This is a genomic window from Pseudomonas brassicacearum (assembly GCF_003732265.1).
Lineage (GTDB): Bacteria > Pseudomonadota > Gammaproteobacteria > Pseudomonadales > Pseudomonadaceae > Aquipseudomonas > Aquipseudomonas brassicacearum_D.
This window is the reverse complement of record NZ_MOBK01000006.1, coordinates 313,974-326,328: the sequence shown is the minus strand read 5'-3', so window position 1 is coordinate 326,328 and position 12,355 is coordinate 313,974. Positions and strand designations below refer to the sequence as shown.

12 protein-coding genes are annotated in these 12,355 nt (G+C 61.1%); 1 reads left to right on the top strand and 11 read right to left on the bottom strand.

Going from position 1 to position 12,355, the window contains the following annotated elements:
• Positions 1–7: 7 nt before the first annotated feature.
• The gene (locus BK660_RS14200) at positions 8–823 is read left to right on the top strand and encodes a methyltransferase domain-containing protein (RefSeq protein WP_123433798.1); all 816 of its coding nucleotides are present in this window, start codon (positions 8–10) and stop codon (positions 821–823) included.
• A gap of 130 nt (positions 824–953) precedes the next feature.
• On the opposite strand, the gene pcaC is transcribed toward BK660_RS14200, so the two are convergent.
• The 11 genes from pcaC to pcaR form a co-directional block, all read right to left on the bottom strand.
• The gene (gene pcaC / locus BK660_RS14195) at positions 954–1,346 is read right to left on the bottom strand and encodes a 4-carboxymuconolactone decarboxylase (RefSeq protein WP_123434609.1); all 393 of its coding nucleotides are present in this window, start codon (positions 1,344–1,346) and stop codon (positions 954–956) included.
• A 13-nt stretch (positions 1,347–1,359) separates the two neighbouring features.
• Positions 1,360–2,148: a 3-oxoadipate enol-lactonase gene (gene pcaD, locus BK660_RS14190; RefSeq protein ID WP_123433797.1), complete on the bottom strand. Its 789-nt coding sequence runs from the start codon at positions 2,146–2,148 to the stop codon at positions 1,360–1,362.
• A gap of 11 nt (positions 2,149–2,159) precedes the next feature.
• Complete coding sequence (locus BK660_RS14185) at positions 2,160–3,524, bottom strand: 3-carboxy-cis,cis-muconate cycloisomerase (protein WP_123433796.1); 1,365 nt, start codon at positions 3,522–3,524, stop codon at positions 2,160–2,162.
• Between the two features lie 45 nt (positions 3,525–3,569).
• Positions 3,570–4,874, bottom strand: a complete 1,305-nt coding sequence (locus BK660_RS14180) for an MFS family transporter (protein WP_123433795.1) — start codon at positions 4,872–4,874, stop codon at positions 3,570–3,572.
• Between the two features lie 185 nt (positions 4,875–5,059).
• Positions 5,060–5,626 carry a protocatechuate 3,4-dioxygenase subunit alpha gene (pcaG, locus tag BK660_RS14175; RefSeq protein WP_123433794.1) on the bottom strand — a complete coding sequence of 189 codons (567 nt, stop codon included), beginning with the start codon at positions 5,624–5,626 and terminating at the stop codon, positions 5,060–5,062.
• A gap of 1 nt (position 5,627) precedes the next feature.
• Positions 5,628–6,332, bottom strand: coding sequence for a protocatechuate 3,4-dioxygenase subunit beta (gene pcaH / locus BK660_RS14170; protein ID WP_123433793.1), 705 nt, complete (start codon positions 6,330–6,332; stop codon positions 5,628–5,630).
• A gap of 37 nt (positions 6,333–6,369) precedes the next feature.
• The gene (gene pcaF, locus BK660_RS14165) at positions 6,370–7,575 is read right to left on the bottom strand and encodes a 3-oxoadipyl-CoA thiolase (protein ID WP_185045123.1); all 1,206 of its coding nucleotides are present in this window, start codon (positions 7,573–7,575) and stop codon (positions 6,370–6,372) included.
• On the bottom strand, positions 7,572–8,351 hold the full coding sequence (locus tag BK660_RS14160) for a CoA-transferase subunit beta (RefSeq protein WP_123433791.1): 780 nt from the start codon (positions 8,349–8,351) through the stop codon (positions 7,572–7,574). The genes pcaF and BK660_RS14160 overlap by 4 nt, the downstream gene beginning before the upstream one ends.
• Positions 8,351–9,208 (bottom strand): CoA transferase subunit A, encoded by an 858-nt coding sequence (locus tag BK660_RS14155; RefSeq protein ID WP_123433790.1) that lies wholly within the window; start codon positions 9,206–9,208, stop codon positions 8,351–8,353. The genes BK660_RS14160 and BK660_RS14155 overlap by 1 nt, the downstream gene beginning before the upstream one ends.
• Positions 9,209–9,476: 268 nt before the next feature.
• The gene (pcaK, locus tag BK660_RS14150) at positions 9,477–10,823 is read right to left on the bottom strand and encodes a 4-hydroxybenzoate transporter PcaK (RefSeq protein ID WP_123433789.1); all 1,347 of its coding nucleotides are present in this window, start codon (positions 10,821–10,823) and stop codon (positions 9,477–9,479) included.
• Between the two features lie 153 nt (positions 10,824–10,976).
• Entirely contained in the window at positions 10,977–11,819 is an 843-nt protein-coding gene (gene pcaR / locus BK660_RS14145; RefSeq protein ID WP_027925617.1) for a pca regulon transcriptional regulator PcaR, read from the bottom strand.
• Positions 11,820–12,355: the final 536 nt, after the last annotated feature.

Here is a 12,355-nt window from a genome sequence, read left to right as displayed (position 1 = left end):
CCACCTCATGATCACCCCACTGCAATCAGCTCCCGTCCAAAGCGACTGGGACGCCAAGGCATACCAGCAGTTTTCCCGCCTCAGGCAACGCCCCGTCAACGAATTGCTCGACCGTGTCGACATCAAAAACCCGAAGCGCATCTACGACCTGGGTTGCGGCACCGGCATTGCGACTCAGGTGCTGGCCAAGCGCTGGCCCCGCGCGCACTTGATGGGTATCGACAGTTCGGAGCAAATGCTCGAGGAGGCCAGAGCCTTGCCGATCAGGGCCCACTGGAAGCAGTGCGACCTGCAAAACTGGCAGCCTGAACACCCTGCCGACCTACTGTTTGCCGCCGCCGTACTGCACTTCATCGACGATCATCAAAGGTTGTTGCCCCGATTGCTCAAACACCTCGACCCGGGCGGTTGTCTGGCGGCGCACATGCCTGACTGGCGGGATGCGCCTTGGTATCAGCTGATGCTCGAAACCCTCGACGATGGCGGCCACAACGGTCAGCCGTTGGGCACACCGCAGTTGCGCGAAACCATGGCCCGGCGGCCACTGTTGTCGTTGGAGGACTACTACCGATTGCTGGCGCCGCTCTGTGCCACGCTGGATATCTGGGAAACCGAGCAGCTACAGGTGGTTGACGGCAAGTCGCCGATTTATGACTGGATCAAGGTGTCGGCGTTAAGGGAGGTAATGCAGGGATTGAAGGATGACGAACAGGCGAGGTTCATCTATCACTTCATGATGCGGGTGCATGCGCAATATCCGCGGGAGGGGGATGGGCACACGTTGTTTCCGTTCAAGCGGGTTTTCATTGTGGCTACTGTGTAAGCCATGGCATCGCTATCGCGAGCAGGCTCGCTCCCACAGTTGAACGAGTTCTCCCAGGGAGAATGCGGTCTAAATGTGGGAGCGGGCTTGCTCGCGAAGGCGTCAGCACTGACCCCAAAAAAAGCGAATTTTACTCCCGAGACTCAACCCCCAACTCATCCCAAACCGACTCCGCCAAATGGAACGTCGCATTCGCCGCCGGGATGCCGCAGTAGATCGCGCTCTGCATGATCACTTCCTTGATCTCGCCACGGGTCACGCCGTTGTTGGCGGCGGCGCGCAGGTGCAGTTTCAGTTCTTCGTTGCGGTTCATGCCGATCAGCATGGCAATGGTGATCAGGCTGCGGGTATGGCGCGGCAGGCCCAGGCGGGTCCAGATATCACCCCAGGCGTGGCGGGTGATCATCTCCTGAAATTCCGAGTTGAACTCGGTCAGGGTGGTCAGGCTGCGGTCGACGTGAGCGTCGCCGAGTACTGCGCGACGGACTTTCATGCCCTCGTCGTAACGTTGTTTTTCGTCCACAACCATCCCCTTATTAAGCTGACAAAAACGCCAACACCCGCGCGCTGAACGCAGCGCCGGCCTGGACGTTGGACAAATGCGCGGCATAGAACTCGGCGTATTCGGCGCCCGGCACGTGCTCTTGAATGAAGTGCCCGCCGGACGGCGGAGTCACTGCGTCTTCGGTGCCGGCGATCACCAGCAGCGGCGCCTTGATCGACGACAACTGATCACGGAAATCGGCATCCCGCACGGCTGCGCAATTGGCTGCATAGCCTTCAGGCGACGTAGCGGCGAGCATGTCGGTGATTCGCTTCGCGGCAGACGGATTGGCGGCAGCAAAATCCGGAGTAAACCAGCGCGCAATCGAGGCATCACGCAGTGCAACCATCGCGGCCGGACCGTCACGCAGAACCGTTTCAATGCGTGGATTCCAGATCGACGGATCGCCGATTTTCGCCGCGGTGTTGCACACCACCAGTTTGTTCAGTCGATCAGCGGCGTTGATTCCCAGCCATTGGCCGATCAAACCGCCCATGGACAATCCGCAGAAATGCGCACGCTCAATGTGCAACGCGTCCAGCAGTGCCAGGACGTCGCGGCCCAGTTGCTCGATGCTGTACGGCCCCGGCGTCACCAGCGATTGACCGTGGCCACGGGTGTCGAAACGCAGCACCCGGAAATGTTCGGTGAACGCCGCCATCTGCGCGTCCCACATGTGCAGGTCGGTGCCCAGCGAGTTGGACAGCACCAGTACCGGCGCATCTTTCGGGCCATCCAATTGGTAATGCAGTTCGCCCTCGGCGAGTTGTACGAAAGCCACAGCAATCTCCTTCAGGCAGTCAACGCAGAATGTTCAGCCACCGCCCGCTCGACCCAGGTCTGTGCCTGGCCGAGATAATGGGCGGGGTCCAGCAAATGATCGAGTTCAGCCGCCGAAAGCTCAGCGGTCACTTGCGGCTCGTCACCCAGGACGGCGCGCAGATGCCGCTGTTCAGCCACCGCACGTTTGCAGCAGCGTTCCAGCAGATGATGCGCGGTGTCGCGGCCGACCCGTTGGGCGAGGACGATGCTCACCGCTTCGGCCAGCACCAGGCCTTGAGTCAAATCGAGGTTGCGCGCCATGCGAGCCGCATCCACTTCCAGCCCCTGCGCCACCAGCAAGGCTTGCTTGAGGCTGCCGGACACCAGGCAGCAAATCTCCGGCAGGGTTTCCCATTCGGCATGCCATAGACCGAGGCTGCGCTCGTGTTCCTGCGGCATGGCGCTGAAGAGCGTCGAGAGCAAACCGGGAACCCGAGTCGCCGCACCGATCAGCACCGCTGCGCCCACCGGGTTGCGCTTGTGCGGCATGGTCGAAGAGCCGCCCTTGCCCGGCGCCGAGGGTTCGAACACTTCGCCCGCCTCGGTTTGCATCAACAGACTGATGTCGCGACCGAGTTTGCCGAGGCTGCCGGCGATCAATCCCAGTACCGAACCGAACTCCACCAGACGATCACGTTGGGTGTGCCAAGGCTGATCCGGCAAGCTCAGTTGCAACTCGCCGGCCAGCGCTTCGGCAATCGGCATCGCTTGCGCGCCGAGGGCGGCCAGGGTTCCCGAAGCACCGCCGAATTGCAGCACCAGCAGCCGCGGTTTGAGCTCCTGCAAGCGCTGACGGCTGCGGGTCACCGCGCCCAGCCAACCGGCGATTTTCATGCCGAGGGTGACCGGTGTGGCGTGCTGCAACCAGGTGCGTCCGGCCAACGGCGTGGCGACATAACGCTTGGCTTGAGTGGCGAGGGTGTCGCCCAGTTGCGCTAGATCGCTTTCGATCAGGGCCAGTGCCTGACGCAGTTGCAACACCAGACCGGTGTCCATCACATCCTGGCTGGTCGCGCCCAAATGCACATAGCGCTCGGCTTCGGCATCGCTGGCCGCGATCTGTTTACCCAACGCCTTGACCAATGGAATGGCGGAGTTGCCCGCCGTGGCAATCGCCTCGCCGAGGGCGGCGAAGTCGTAATGCCCGGCCTGACACGCCGCTTCAATCGAAGCGACAGCGGTTTGCGGGATCAACCCGACACGCGCCTCGGCCCGGGCCAGCGCGGCTTCGAAGTCGAGCATGGCCTGCACGCGGCCCTGATCGCAGAACACCTCACGCATATCGCGGGCAGTGAAATAGGCATCGAACAATTGATTGCCCGGTCGATCGTTCATAAACAGTCCTTGAAGGCGCGGGCCCGTCAGGCCCGCGCGGAAAGATCAGAGGTCGTGGTGCAAATACTTCGCCTGCTTCGGCAGACGCAAACTGAACAGGAAGGCCACCGCCATCATCACCGTAACGTACCAGTAGAAGGAGTTTTCCATGCCCACGGCTTTCAGGCTCAGGGCCACGTATTCCGCCGAACCACCGAAGATCGCATTGGCCACCGCGTAGGCAAGGCCAACGCCGAGGGCGCGCACTTCCGGCGGGAACATCTCGGCTTTCACCAAGCCACTGATCGAGGTGTAGAAACTCACGATCGCCAGCGCCACGGTAATCAGCACAAAGGCCAGGAACGGACTGCTGACACTTTTCAGGCTCAACAGAATCGGCACGGTGCACAAGGTCCCGAGGGCGCCAAACCAGAGCATCGAATTACGCCGGCCGATCTTGTCGGCGAGCATGCCGAACAACGGCTGCATGCACATATAAAGGAACAGCGCGCCGGTCATGATGTAGCTGGCGGTCTTGGCCTGCATGCCGGCGGTGTTCACCAGGTATTTCTGCATGTACGTGGTGAAGGTGTAGAAAATCAGCGAGCCACCGGCGGTGTAACCGAGCACGGTAATGAACGCGGCTTTATGGTCGCGGAACAGCGCTGCGATACTGCCGGCGTCCTTGTTTTCGCGCATTTCCTTGCTGCTGGTTTCTTTCAGCGAACGGCGCAGGAACAGCGAAATCAACGCGGCCGCCGCACCGACCACAAACGGAATCCGCCAGCCGTAGGCACGCAGCTCATCTTCACTGAGGAACTGTTGCAGGATCACCACCAGCGACACCGCCAGCAATTGTCCGCCAATCAGCGTCACGTACTGGAACGAGGCGAAAAAGCCTCGCTGGCCCTTGAGCGCGACTTCACTCATGTAGGTCGCGGTGGTGCCGTACTCGCCGCCCACCGACAACCCTTGAATCAAACGCGCGAACAGCAACAAGACTGGCGCCCAGACGCCGATGTCCTTGTAGGTCGGCAGGAAAGCGATCAACAACGAACCGAAGCACATCATCAGAATCGAGATCATCATCGAGTTCTTGCGCCCGTGCTTGTCCGCCACCCGGCCGAAAATCCAGCCGCCGATGGGGCGCATCAGGAACCCGGCGGCGAACACGCCGGCGGTGTTGACCAACTGCACCGTGGGGTTGTCGGAGGGGAAAAAGGCCGGGGCGAAATAGATCGCGCAAAAGGCGTAGACGTAGAAGTCGAACCATTCCACGAGATTGCCGGACGAGGCGCCGACAATGGCGAAGATACGCTTGCTGCGCTCTTCGCCGGTGTAGTGTTCTGTTGAAGCAGCAGTCGTTGTCATTGTTTTTCACTCAATGGGGACAGTGAGAGTCTAGACACACTTCGCAACAGTCCTGTTCCCCAGATGGCAATACTGCCCCCTGTAGGAGTGAGCCTGCTCGCGATAGCGGTGTATCAGTGCCATCAATGCTGAATGACACTCCGCGATCGCGAGCAGGCTCGCTCCCACAGGGGAACAGTGTTCGATCAGTAGTCGAAGAACACCGTCTCGGCATCAGTGCCTTGCAGGATCACATTCCACTGATAAACACCGGACGCATCCTGCTTCGCCAGCAACGTACCGCGACGCTCGGCCGGTACGCACTCCAGCAACGGATCCGACACATTCGCCGCTTCACCCTCAAAGTAAATCCGCGTCAGCAAATGCTTCACCAACCCGCGGGCAAACACCAGCACCACCAGGTGCGGCGCCTGGGTCGAGCCTTTCAGGCCTTCAACCGTGCCCGGCTTGATCGTGGTGAAACGGAAACGCCCTTCGGCGTCCACCGGCACCCGTCCAAAGCCTTCGAAGTTCGGGTCCAGCGGTTTGTCCTGATCGTCTTCCGGATGGTCGTACTTGCCGGCCGCGTTGGCCTGCCAGACTTCCAGCATCGCGTCGTTGACGACATCGCCGTTGCCATCGATGACTTGCCCGGTGATCGCCACGCGCTCGCCAAGGGTTTGTTCGACAGTCAGGTCTTCGCGGTTCAGCCAGGTCAAGCCGATGTGGTAATACGGCCCGACGGTGTGGGACGTGGTCGCGTTCAGCGTCATCTTATTTCTCCATCGGCGTGGCGTCGCGGCCGCGCAAGACGATGTCCCAGCGATAACCGAGGGCGTAGGAAGGGACGGTTTTTTCCAGATCGAACGTGGCGATCAAGCGCTCTTTGGCGCTGGTGTCCGGCACGCAGTTGTAGATCGGGTCGTAGGCCAGCAGCGGGTCGCCCGGGAAATACATCTGCGTGACCAGCCGCGTCAGAATGCTCGGCCCGAACAACGAGAAATGGATGTGCGCCGGGCGCCACGCGTTGTGGTGGTTGCCCCATGGATAGGCGCCAGGCTTGATGGTCTGGAATTGATACCAGCCATCGGCATCGGTCACGGTGCGGCCGGTGCCGGTGAAGTTCGGGTCCAGCGGCGCGTCGTGCAGGTCGCGGGCATGGTTGTAGCGACCGGCGGCGTTGGCCTGCCAGATCTCCACCAGAATCCCCGGCACCGGCAGACCGTTTTCATCAAGCACACGGCCGTGAATGATGATGCGTTCACCCAGCGGCTCGCCCTTGTGCTGAACGGTCAGGTCGTTGTCCTTCTCGTTGACGCGTTCGGCACCGATGGTAGGACCGGTGATTTCCGACAGCGAATGGGGCAGAAACACCAACGGTTTGGACGGCGAGCGAAGGTTGGTGGATTGATACGTCGGGTGCAGGTATTCCGGCTGAGTGCCTTCCTGCGGACGACGATAACCAGGCTTGTCAGTCATTGCGCTTTCCTCTGTTCTTATTTGTCGACGCGGCGTGTCAGACGCGTTCGATCGCCAGGGCCAGACCCTGGCCGACGCCGACGCACATGGTCGCCAGGCCTTTCTTGCCGCCGGTTTTTTCCAATTGATGCAACGCGGTCAGGACCAGGCGCGCACCGCTCATGCCCAGCGGATGGCCCAAGGCAATGGCGCCACCGTTCGGGTTGACCTGAGCCGCGTCGTCGGCGATGCCCAGTTCGCGCAGCACCGCCAAGCCTTGGCTGGCGAAGGCCTCGTTGAGTTCGATCACGTCGAAATCGCTGACCGCCACGCCGAGACGCTCAGTCAGTTTGCGCACCGCCGGGACCGGGCCGATGCCCATCACCCGTGGGGCGACACCGGCGCTCGCCATACCCAGCACTTTAGCGCGGGCGGTGAGGCCGTGTTTTTTCACGGCTTCGGCCGAGGCCAGAATCAACGCCGCCGCACCGTCGTTGACGCCCGAAGCATTACCGGCGGTGACGGTTTTGTCGGGGCCGTTGACTGGTTTGAGTTTGGCCAACATCTCTAGTGTGGTATCGCCACGAGGATGTTCATCCTGCGTCACGACCGTTTCACCCTTCTTGTGCGCAACTCGCACTTCGACGATTTCTTCAGCGAAAAATCCGGCAGCTTGCGCGGCGGCGGTGCGCTGCTGGCTGCGCAGCGCGAAAGCGTCCTGGTCTTCGCGGGAGACTTGGTAATCGTCGGCCACGTTGTCGGCGGTCTGCGGCATCGCATCCACACCGTATTGCGCTTTCATCAACGGGTTGATGAAACGCCAGCCAATGGTGGTGTCTTCCAGCTTCATGTTGCGCGAGAACGCGGCATCGGCCTTGCCCATCACGAACGGTGCGCGGGACATCGACTCGACGCCGCCGGCAATCGCCAGCTCCATTTCACCGCTGGCGATGGCGCGGAACGCCGTGCCGATGGCGTCCATGCCCGACGCGCACAGGCGATTGAGCGTGACACCGGGAATGCTTTCCGGCAGCCCGGCCAGCAGCAGCGCCATGCGCGCCACGTTACGGTTGTCTTCACCGGCCTGGTTGGCGCAGCCGAGGAACACCTCGTCCACTGCCGTCCAGTCCACCGACGGGTTGCGTTCCATCAGCGCCTTGATCGGCACGGCGGCCAGGTCGTCCGCGCGAACGGCCGACAGACCACCGCCGAAACGGCCGATGGGGGTGCGAATGGCGTCGCAGATATAAACGTCACGCATCAGGCTTCTCCGGGTGCTTGGCCATGAGCGGCGGCGGTGCGGGCTTCAAGATCCCGCAGCGCCTTCAATTCGACTTCGGTCGGCTCGGCGGTGTTTTCAACCGTGTCAGCGAAACGAATCGGCCAACCGGTGGCGGCAACCACTTGCTCACGGGTCACGCCAGGGTGCAACGCGGTGACCACAAATTCATGGGTGCCGGCTTCCGGTTCCATGATGCACAGGTCGGTAATGATGCCGACTGGCCCTGCGCCCGGCAGACCCAGACGCTTGCGCGAATCGCCGCCCTCGCCATGGCCGACCGAGGTAATGAAGTCGAGCTTGTCGACGAAAGAGCGCGCTGACTGCTTGAGGATGATCAGTACACTTTTGGCCGAACCGGCAATCTCCGGCGCGCCACCGGCACCCGGCAGGCGCACCTTCGGCGCGTGGTAATCGCCGACCACGGTGGTGTTGATGTTGCCGAAACGGTCGACTTGCGCAGCGCCGAGGAAACCGACATCGATGCGCCCGCCCTGCAACCAATAGCGAAAAATCTCACCGGTCGGGACCACGGTGTCGGCGGTTTCCGCCAGCTCACCGTCACCAATCGACAGCGGCAATACGCTTGGCTTGGCGCCGATCGGACCCGATTCGTAGATCAGGACCACATCCGGCGACGACGTCAGGCGCGCCAGGTTGGCCGCTTTCGACGGCAAGCCGATGCCGACGAAGCACACCGAACCGTTCTTCAAACGGCGAGCGGCGGCGACGGTCATCATTTCATTGGTGGTGTAAGTCATTACTTGGCCTCCGAAGCAGCGGCCAGCTTGGCCTGGAACTCGCTGAAGTCAGCGCAGCCGTGGATGTATTCGTTGATCCACGCGGTGAAGGTTTCACGGTCGCGGGCAATCGGGTCCCAGGCCTGGTAGAAGCGGTTGTCACGCTCGTTGTAACCGTGGGCGTAGGACGGATGCGCGCCGCCAGGGACGAGGCAAACCGCGCTCAAGGCCCAAGTCGGCAGGACGCAGGAGTTCATCGGGGCATTGAGGTCGTCGACGATTTCTTCGACGGTGACGATGCAACGCTTGGCGGCCAGTGCGGCTTCTTTCTGCACCCCGAGAATGCCCCACAGCAGCACGTTGCCTTTGCGGTCGGCTTTCTGCGCGTGAATCACGGTGATGTCCGGACGCACCGACGGCACCGCCGCCAACACTTCACCGGTGAACGGGCAGGTGACGGTCTTGATCAGTGGATTGACCTTTGGCAGGTCGGAACCGGCGTAGGCCCGCAGCACCGCGAACGGTAGGCCGGAAGCGCCAGCGACGTAGGCATTGGCCAGGTCGGCGTGGCTGTGCTCTTCGATCTCCAGCGGATGCGGCCACTGTTTCTCGACGGCATCACGCAGACGGTGCAGCGAACCCACACCCGGGTTGCCGCCCCAGGAGAAAATCAATTTGCGAGCACAACCGGCGCCGATCAACTGGTCGTAGATCAAGTCCGGGGTCATGCGCACCAGCGTCAGGTCTTTCTTGCCCTGACGAATGATTTCATGACCCGCCGCCGTAGGGATCAGATGGGTAAAGCCTTCGAGCGCGACGGTATCGCCGTCGTTTACGAATTGCTTCACCGCGTCGTGCAGCGAAAGGATTTCAGCCATGGGGCAGGCTCCCGTTTTGTTATCAACCGACAGTGGATGAAAAAGGCGCGATGCGCGCGCCGGAATGACTGAAGGTTAAGCCTGTGCAAAACACCAAACAATCCGATAATCGACTAAGTGTTCGTTTATCGAACATATTGTTGGCTGCCTACCGATGATCAAAAGCTTCTCGAGCAAGCCCGCTCCCACAGTTGACCGCGTTCTAATGTGGGAGCGGGCTTGCTCGCGAAGAGGCCATCAAAACCGCTGAAGATTCCAGATCAGGCTGTCAGGTCGCATCCGCATGACTGACCATGCCCTTGATCACCACCGCCGTGGTCGCCAGCGCCGCCGGAATCACCAGCGCCGTCAGCACTTGCTCGAAATTCCAGCCCAGCCCGAGCAACGTCGCGCCCATCCATGCCCCGAGAATTGCGCCAAACCGGCCAATCCCGAGCATCCACGACACCCCGGTCGCCCGCCCTTGTGTCGGATAAAACCGCGCCGCCAAGGAAGGCATCGCCGATTGCGCACCGTTGACGCACATACCTGCCACCAGCACCAACGTCGCCAACAGCGTGATGTTGCCCAGGCTCTGCCCCACCGCGTAGGCAAACACCCCGGCCAGCAGGTAGAAAATGCCGATGACCTTGTGCGGATTGAACCGGTCCATCGCCCAGCCTACGCCCACCGCACTCAGCACCCCGCCAAACTGGAACAGCGCGCCAATGAACGCGGCCTGCTCCATGCTCGCGCCGCTGTCGCGCATCAGTGTCGGCAGCCAACTGGTCAGCAGGTACACGATCACCAGGCCCATGAAATAGGTCAGCCACAGCAGCAAGGTGCCGGTGCTGTAGGTGCCGGAGAAGATCACCGCGAACACGTTGCGCGCCTTCACGGTTTTCTGTTCCGGCACGCTGAAGCTGGAAGCCTGGGCGACGAGGGTCGGGTCGATGGGCGCCAACGTCTTGCGTACTTTGTCGGTGCCGCGGTTGCGGACTACAAGGTAGCGCGCCGATTCCGGCAGCCAGAACAGCAGGACGACCGAGAGGATCAGCGGCAGAATCCCGCCGATCAACAGCAGACTGTGCCAACCGAACGCCGGGATCAACTTGGCCGAGATAAACCCGCCGCCGGCCATGCCGAGGTTGAAGCCGCAGAACATGCTGGTCACCAGCAGGGACTTCTTGCGCTCCGGGGTGTATTCCGACAGCAGCGTGGTGGCGTTCGGCATGCCGGCGCCAAGGCCCAGGCCGGTGAGGAAACGCAGCACCAGCAATTGATCGACATTGGTGCTGTAGGCCGAGGCCAGACTGAAGGCGCCAAACAACAACACCGCGCCAACCAGCACGACTTTGCGCCCGAAGCGGTCAGCCAACGGGCCGGAACCCAGCGCGCCGAAGACCATGCCGATCAATGCGGCACTCATCACCGGGCCGAGACTGGCGCGGTCGATCCCCCAATCCTGCGACAACGCAGGCGCAATAAAGCCCATGGCCGCGGTGTCGAGGCCATCGAGGAAGACAATCAGGAAACACAGGATCACCACTCGCCACTGATAGCGCGAAATGGGTTGAGCATTGATGAAGGACTGCACGTCGAGGCAGTTACCTACAGCAGACTGGGGCTGGTTCATTATTTTTATTCCACGCAAGAACGCAGTCGGACAGGTGCCAGCCTGAGCTGGCGCTGCCGCGACAGTAATGATCAAGGGGAAAGAGCGTCAATTCGATAAACGCAAGTCTGTGCGTTTATCGAACATCTTAGATGGAAGGCTTAGGTTGGGGGCTCATGCGAAGAGCTGTGCGCTGAGGTCGCGACTGGCGCTGAGCAGTCCGGGCAGGAAGCGTTGTTCCAGTTCGTTGCGACTGACACGGCCGGCGTGGGTGCTGACGTTCAAGGCGGCCACAACCTGGCCGGACGCGTCGTACACCGGCACGGCAATCGAGCGCAGGCCCTGTTCCAGTTCCTGATCGACGATGCACCAACCTTGTTGCCGCACCTCTTGCAGGCATTCGAGCAACGCTTCGGGAGTGTGCAGCGTGCGACTGGTCTTGGCCTGCAGTTCTGCATGATCGAGGTATTCGCGCAACGAAGTGTCGTCCAGCGCGGCGAGAAGAATCCGTCCCATTGAAGTGCAATAGGCCGGTAAGCGCCCGCCGACTGAAAGGTCGACTGAAATCAGCCGCTGCGTGGTCGCCGAGCGCGCGATGTACAAAATGTCATCACCCTCCAGCGTGGCCATGTTGCAGGCTTCGTGCAGTTGCTCGCTCATGCGGTCCAGGTACGGCTGGGCCGATACCGCCAGGGGCGTCGAAGACAAATAGGCGTGGCCCAGGGTCAACACCTTGGGCAGGAGCGAATAGGTGCGGCCGTCGGTGGTGGCGTAGCCGAGTTTGATCAGGGTATGCAGGCAACGGCGCACGGCGGCGCGGGGAATTTCCGTGCGGTGGCTGATCTGGGCGATTGTCAGGTGGCGCTTGCGCTCTTGAAACGCTTGTACCACCGCCAGGCCACGCGCCAGGGAGGTCATGAAGTCAGGATCGCCGGTCAGGGCCTGGATTCGCTTTGCGGGTGAGGCGACGATCGGCGGCGCCACTGAAGTGAAAGAGTTGCGCATTTGATCGTTCATGACAGGTCCTTTCCGAGGCGGAACAGCGGCTATTACACGCGGCCCCCGCTTCTGCACACAAGTCCGGGACCGCCAAGATTGGGCGATTATCGGACGACAGGCCGATAATCGCAATCGGTGGCACGCGGGGCCTGATGCGATTCCCGCCATTAACTGCCCGCTTTATTTTTTGTCTGGTCGACTTTTTAAAGGTCGATGTAAGCGGTTTAAGTTGTTCGCCTTAATGGCGCCAGAAAGACATCGCTGCACAATGACATCATCGGCCTCCTAGTTGCCGTTAACACTTGTCAGTAACAAAACAATCACACATGACGAACTACTTTTAACGCCTCGGTGATAGTGTTCTTCGAATCGACCGCTATAATGCAATCCAGTGGCGAAACGGTTTTTTATCCACCGACTCTGTCACCCGGCAGCGCGATGTCCCATTGTCGTTGCCCGCAGCAAGCGCCTGACGCTCATTGCATATGCTCCGCCAATGCGCTCGCTGAAACAGGAACCTGATGCTACGTCAGCTGTTTTTCTCTGGTGTCGTG

Excerpts from the sequence above, each read along its gene's own strand:
- BK660_RS14200 (WP_123433798.1), top strand. The coding sequence starts at position 8 with ATGATCACCCCACTGCAATCAGCTCCCGTCCAAAGCGACTGGGACGCC.
- BK660_RS14185 (WP_123433796.1), bottom strand. The coding sequence starts at position 3,524 with ATGAACGATCGACCGGGCAATCAATTGTTCGATGCCTATTTCACTGCC.
- BK660_RS14180 (WP_123433795.1), bottom strand. The coding sequence starts at position 4,874 with ATGACAACGACTGCTGCTTCAACAGAACACTACACCGGCGAAGAGCGC.
- pcaK (WP_123433789.1), bottom strand. The coding sequence starts at position 10,823 with ATGAACCAGCCCCAGTCTGCTGTAGGTAACTGCCTCGACGTGCAGTCC.
- pcaR (WP_027925617.1), bottom strand. The coding sequence starts at position 11,819 with ATGAACGATCAAATGCGCAACTCTTTCACTTCAGTGGCGCCGCCGATC.
- BK660_RS14155 (WP_123433790.1), bottom strand. The coding sequence starts at position 9,208 with ATGGCTGAAATCCTTTCGCTGCACGACGCGGTGAAGCAATTCGTAAAC.
- pcaH (WP_123433793.1), bottom strand. The coding sequence starts at position 6,332 with ATGACTGACAAGCCTGGTTATCGTCGTCCGCAGGAAGGCACTCAGCCG.
- BK660_RS14160 (WP_123433791.1), bottom strand. The coding sequence starts at position 8,351 with ATGACTTACACCACCAATGAAATGATGACCGTCGCCGCCGCTCGCCGT.
- pcaG (WP_123433794.1), bottom strand. The coding sequence starts at position 5,626 with ATGACGCTGAACGCGACCACGTCCCACACCGTCGGGCCGTATTACCAC.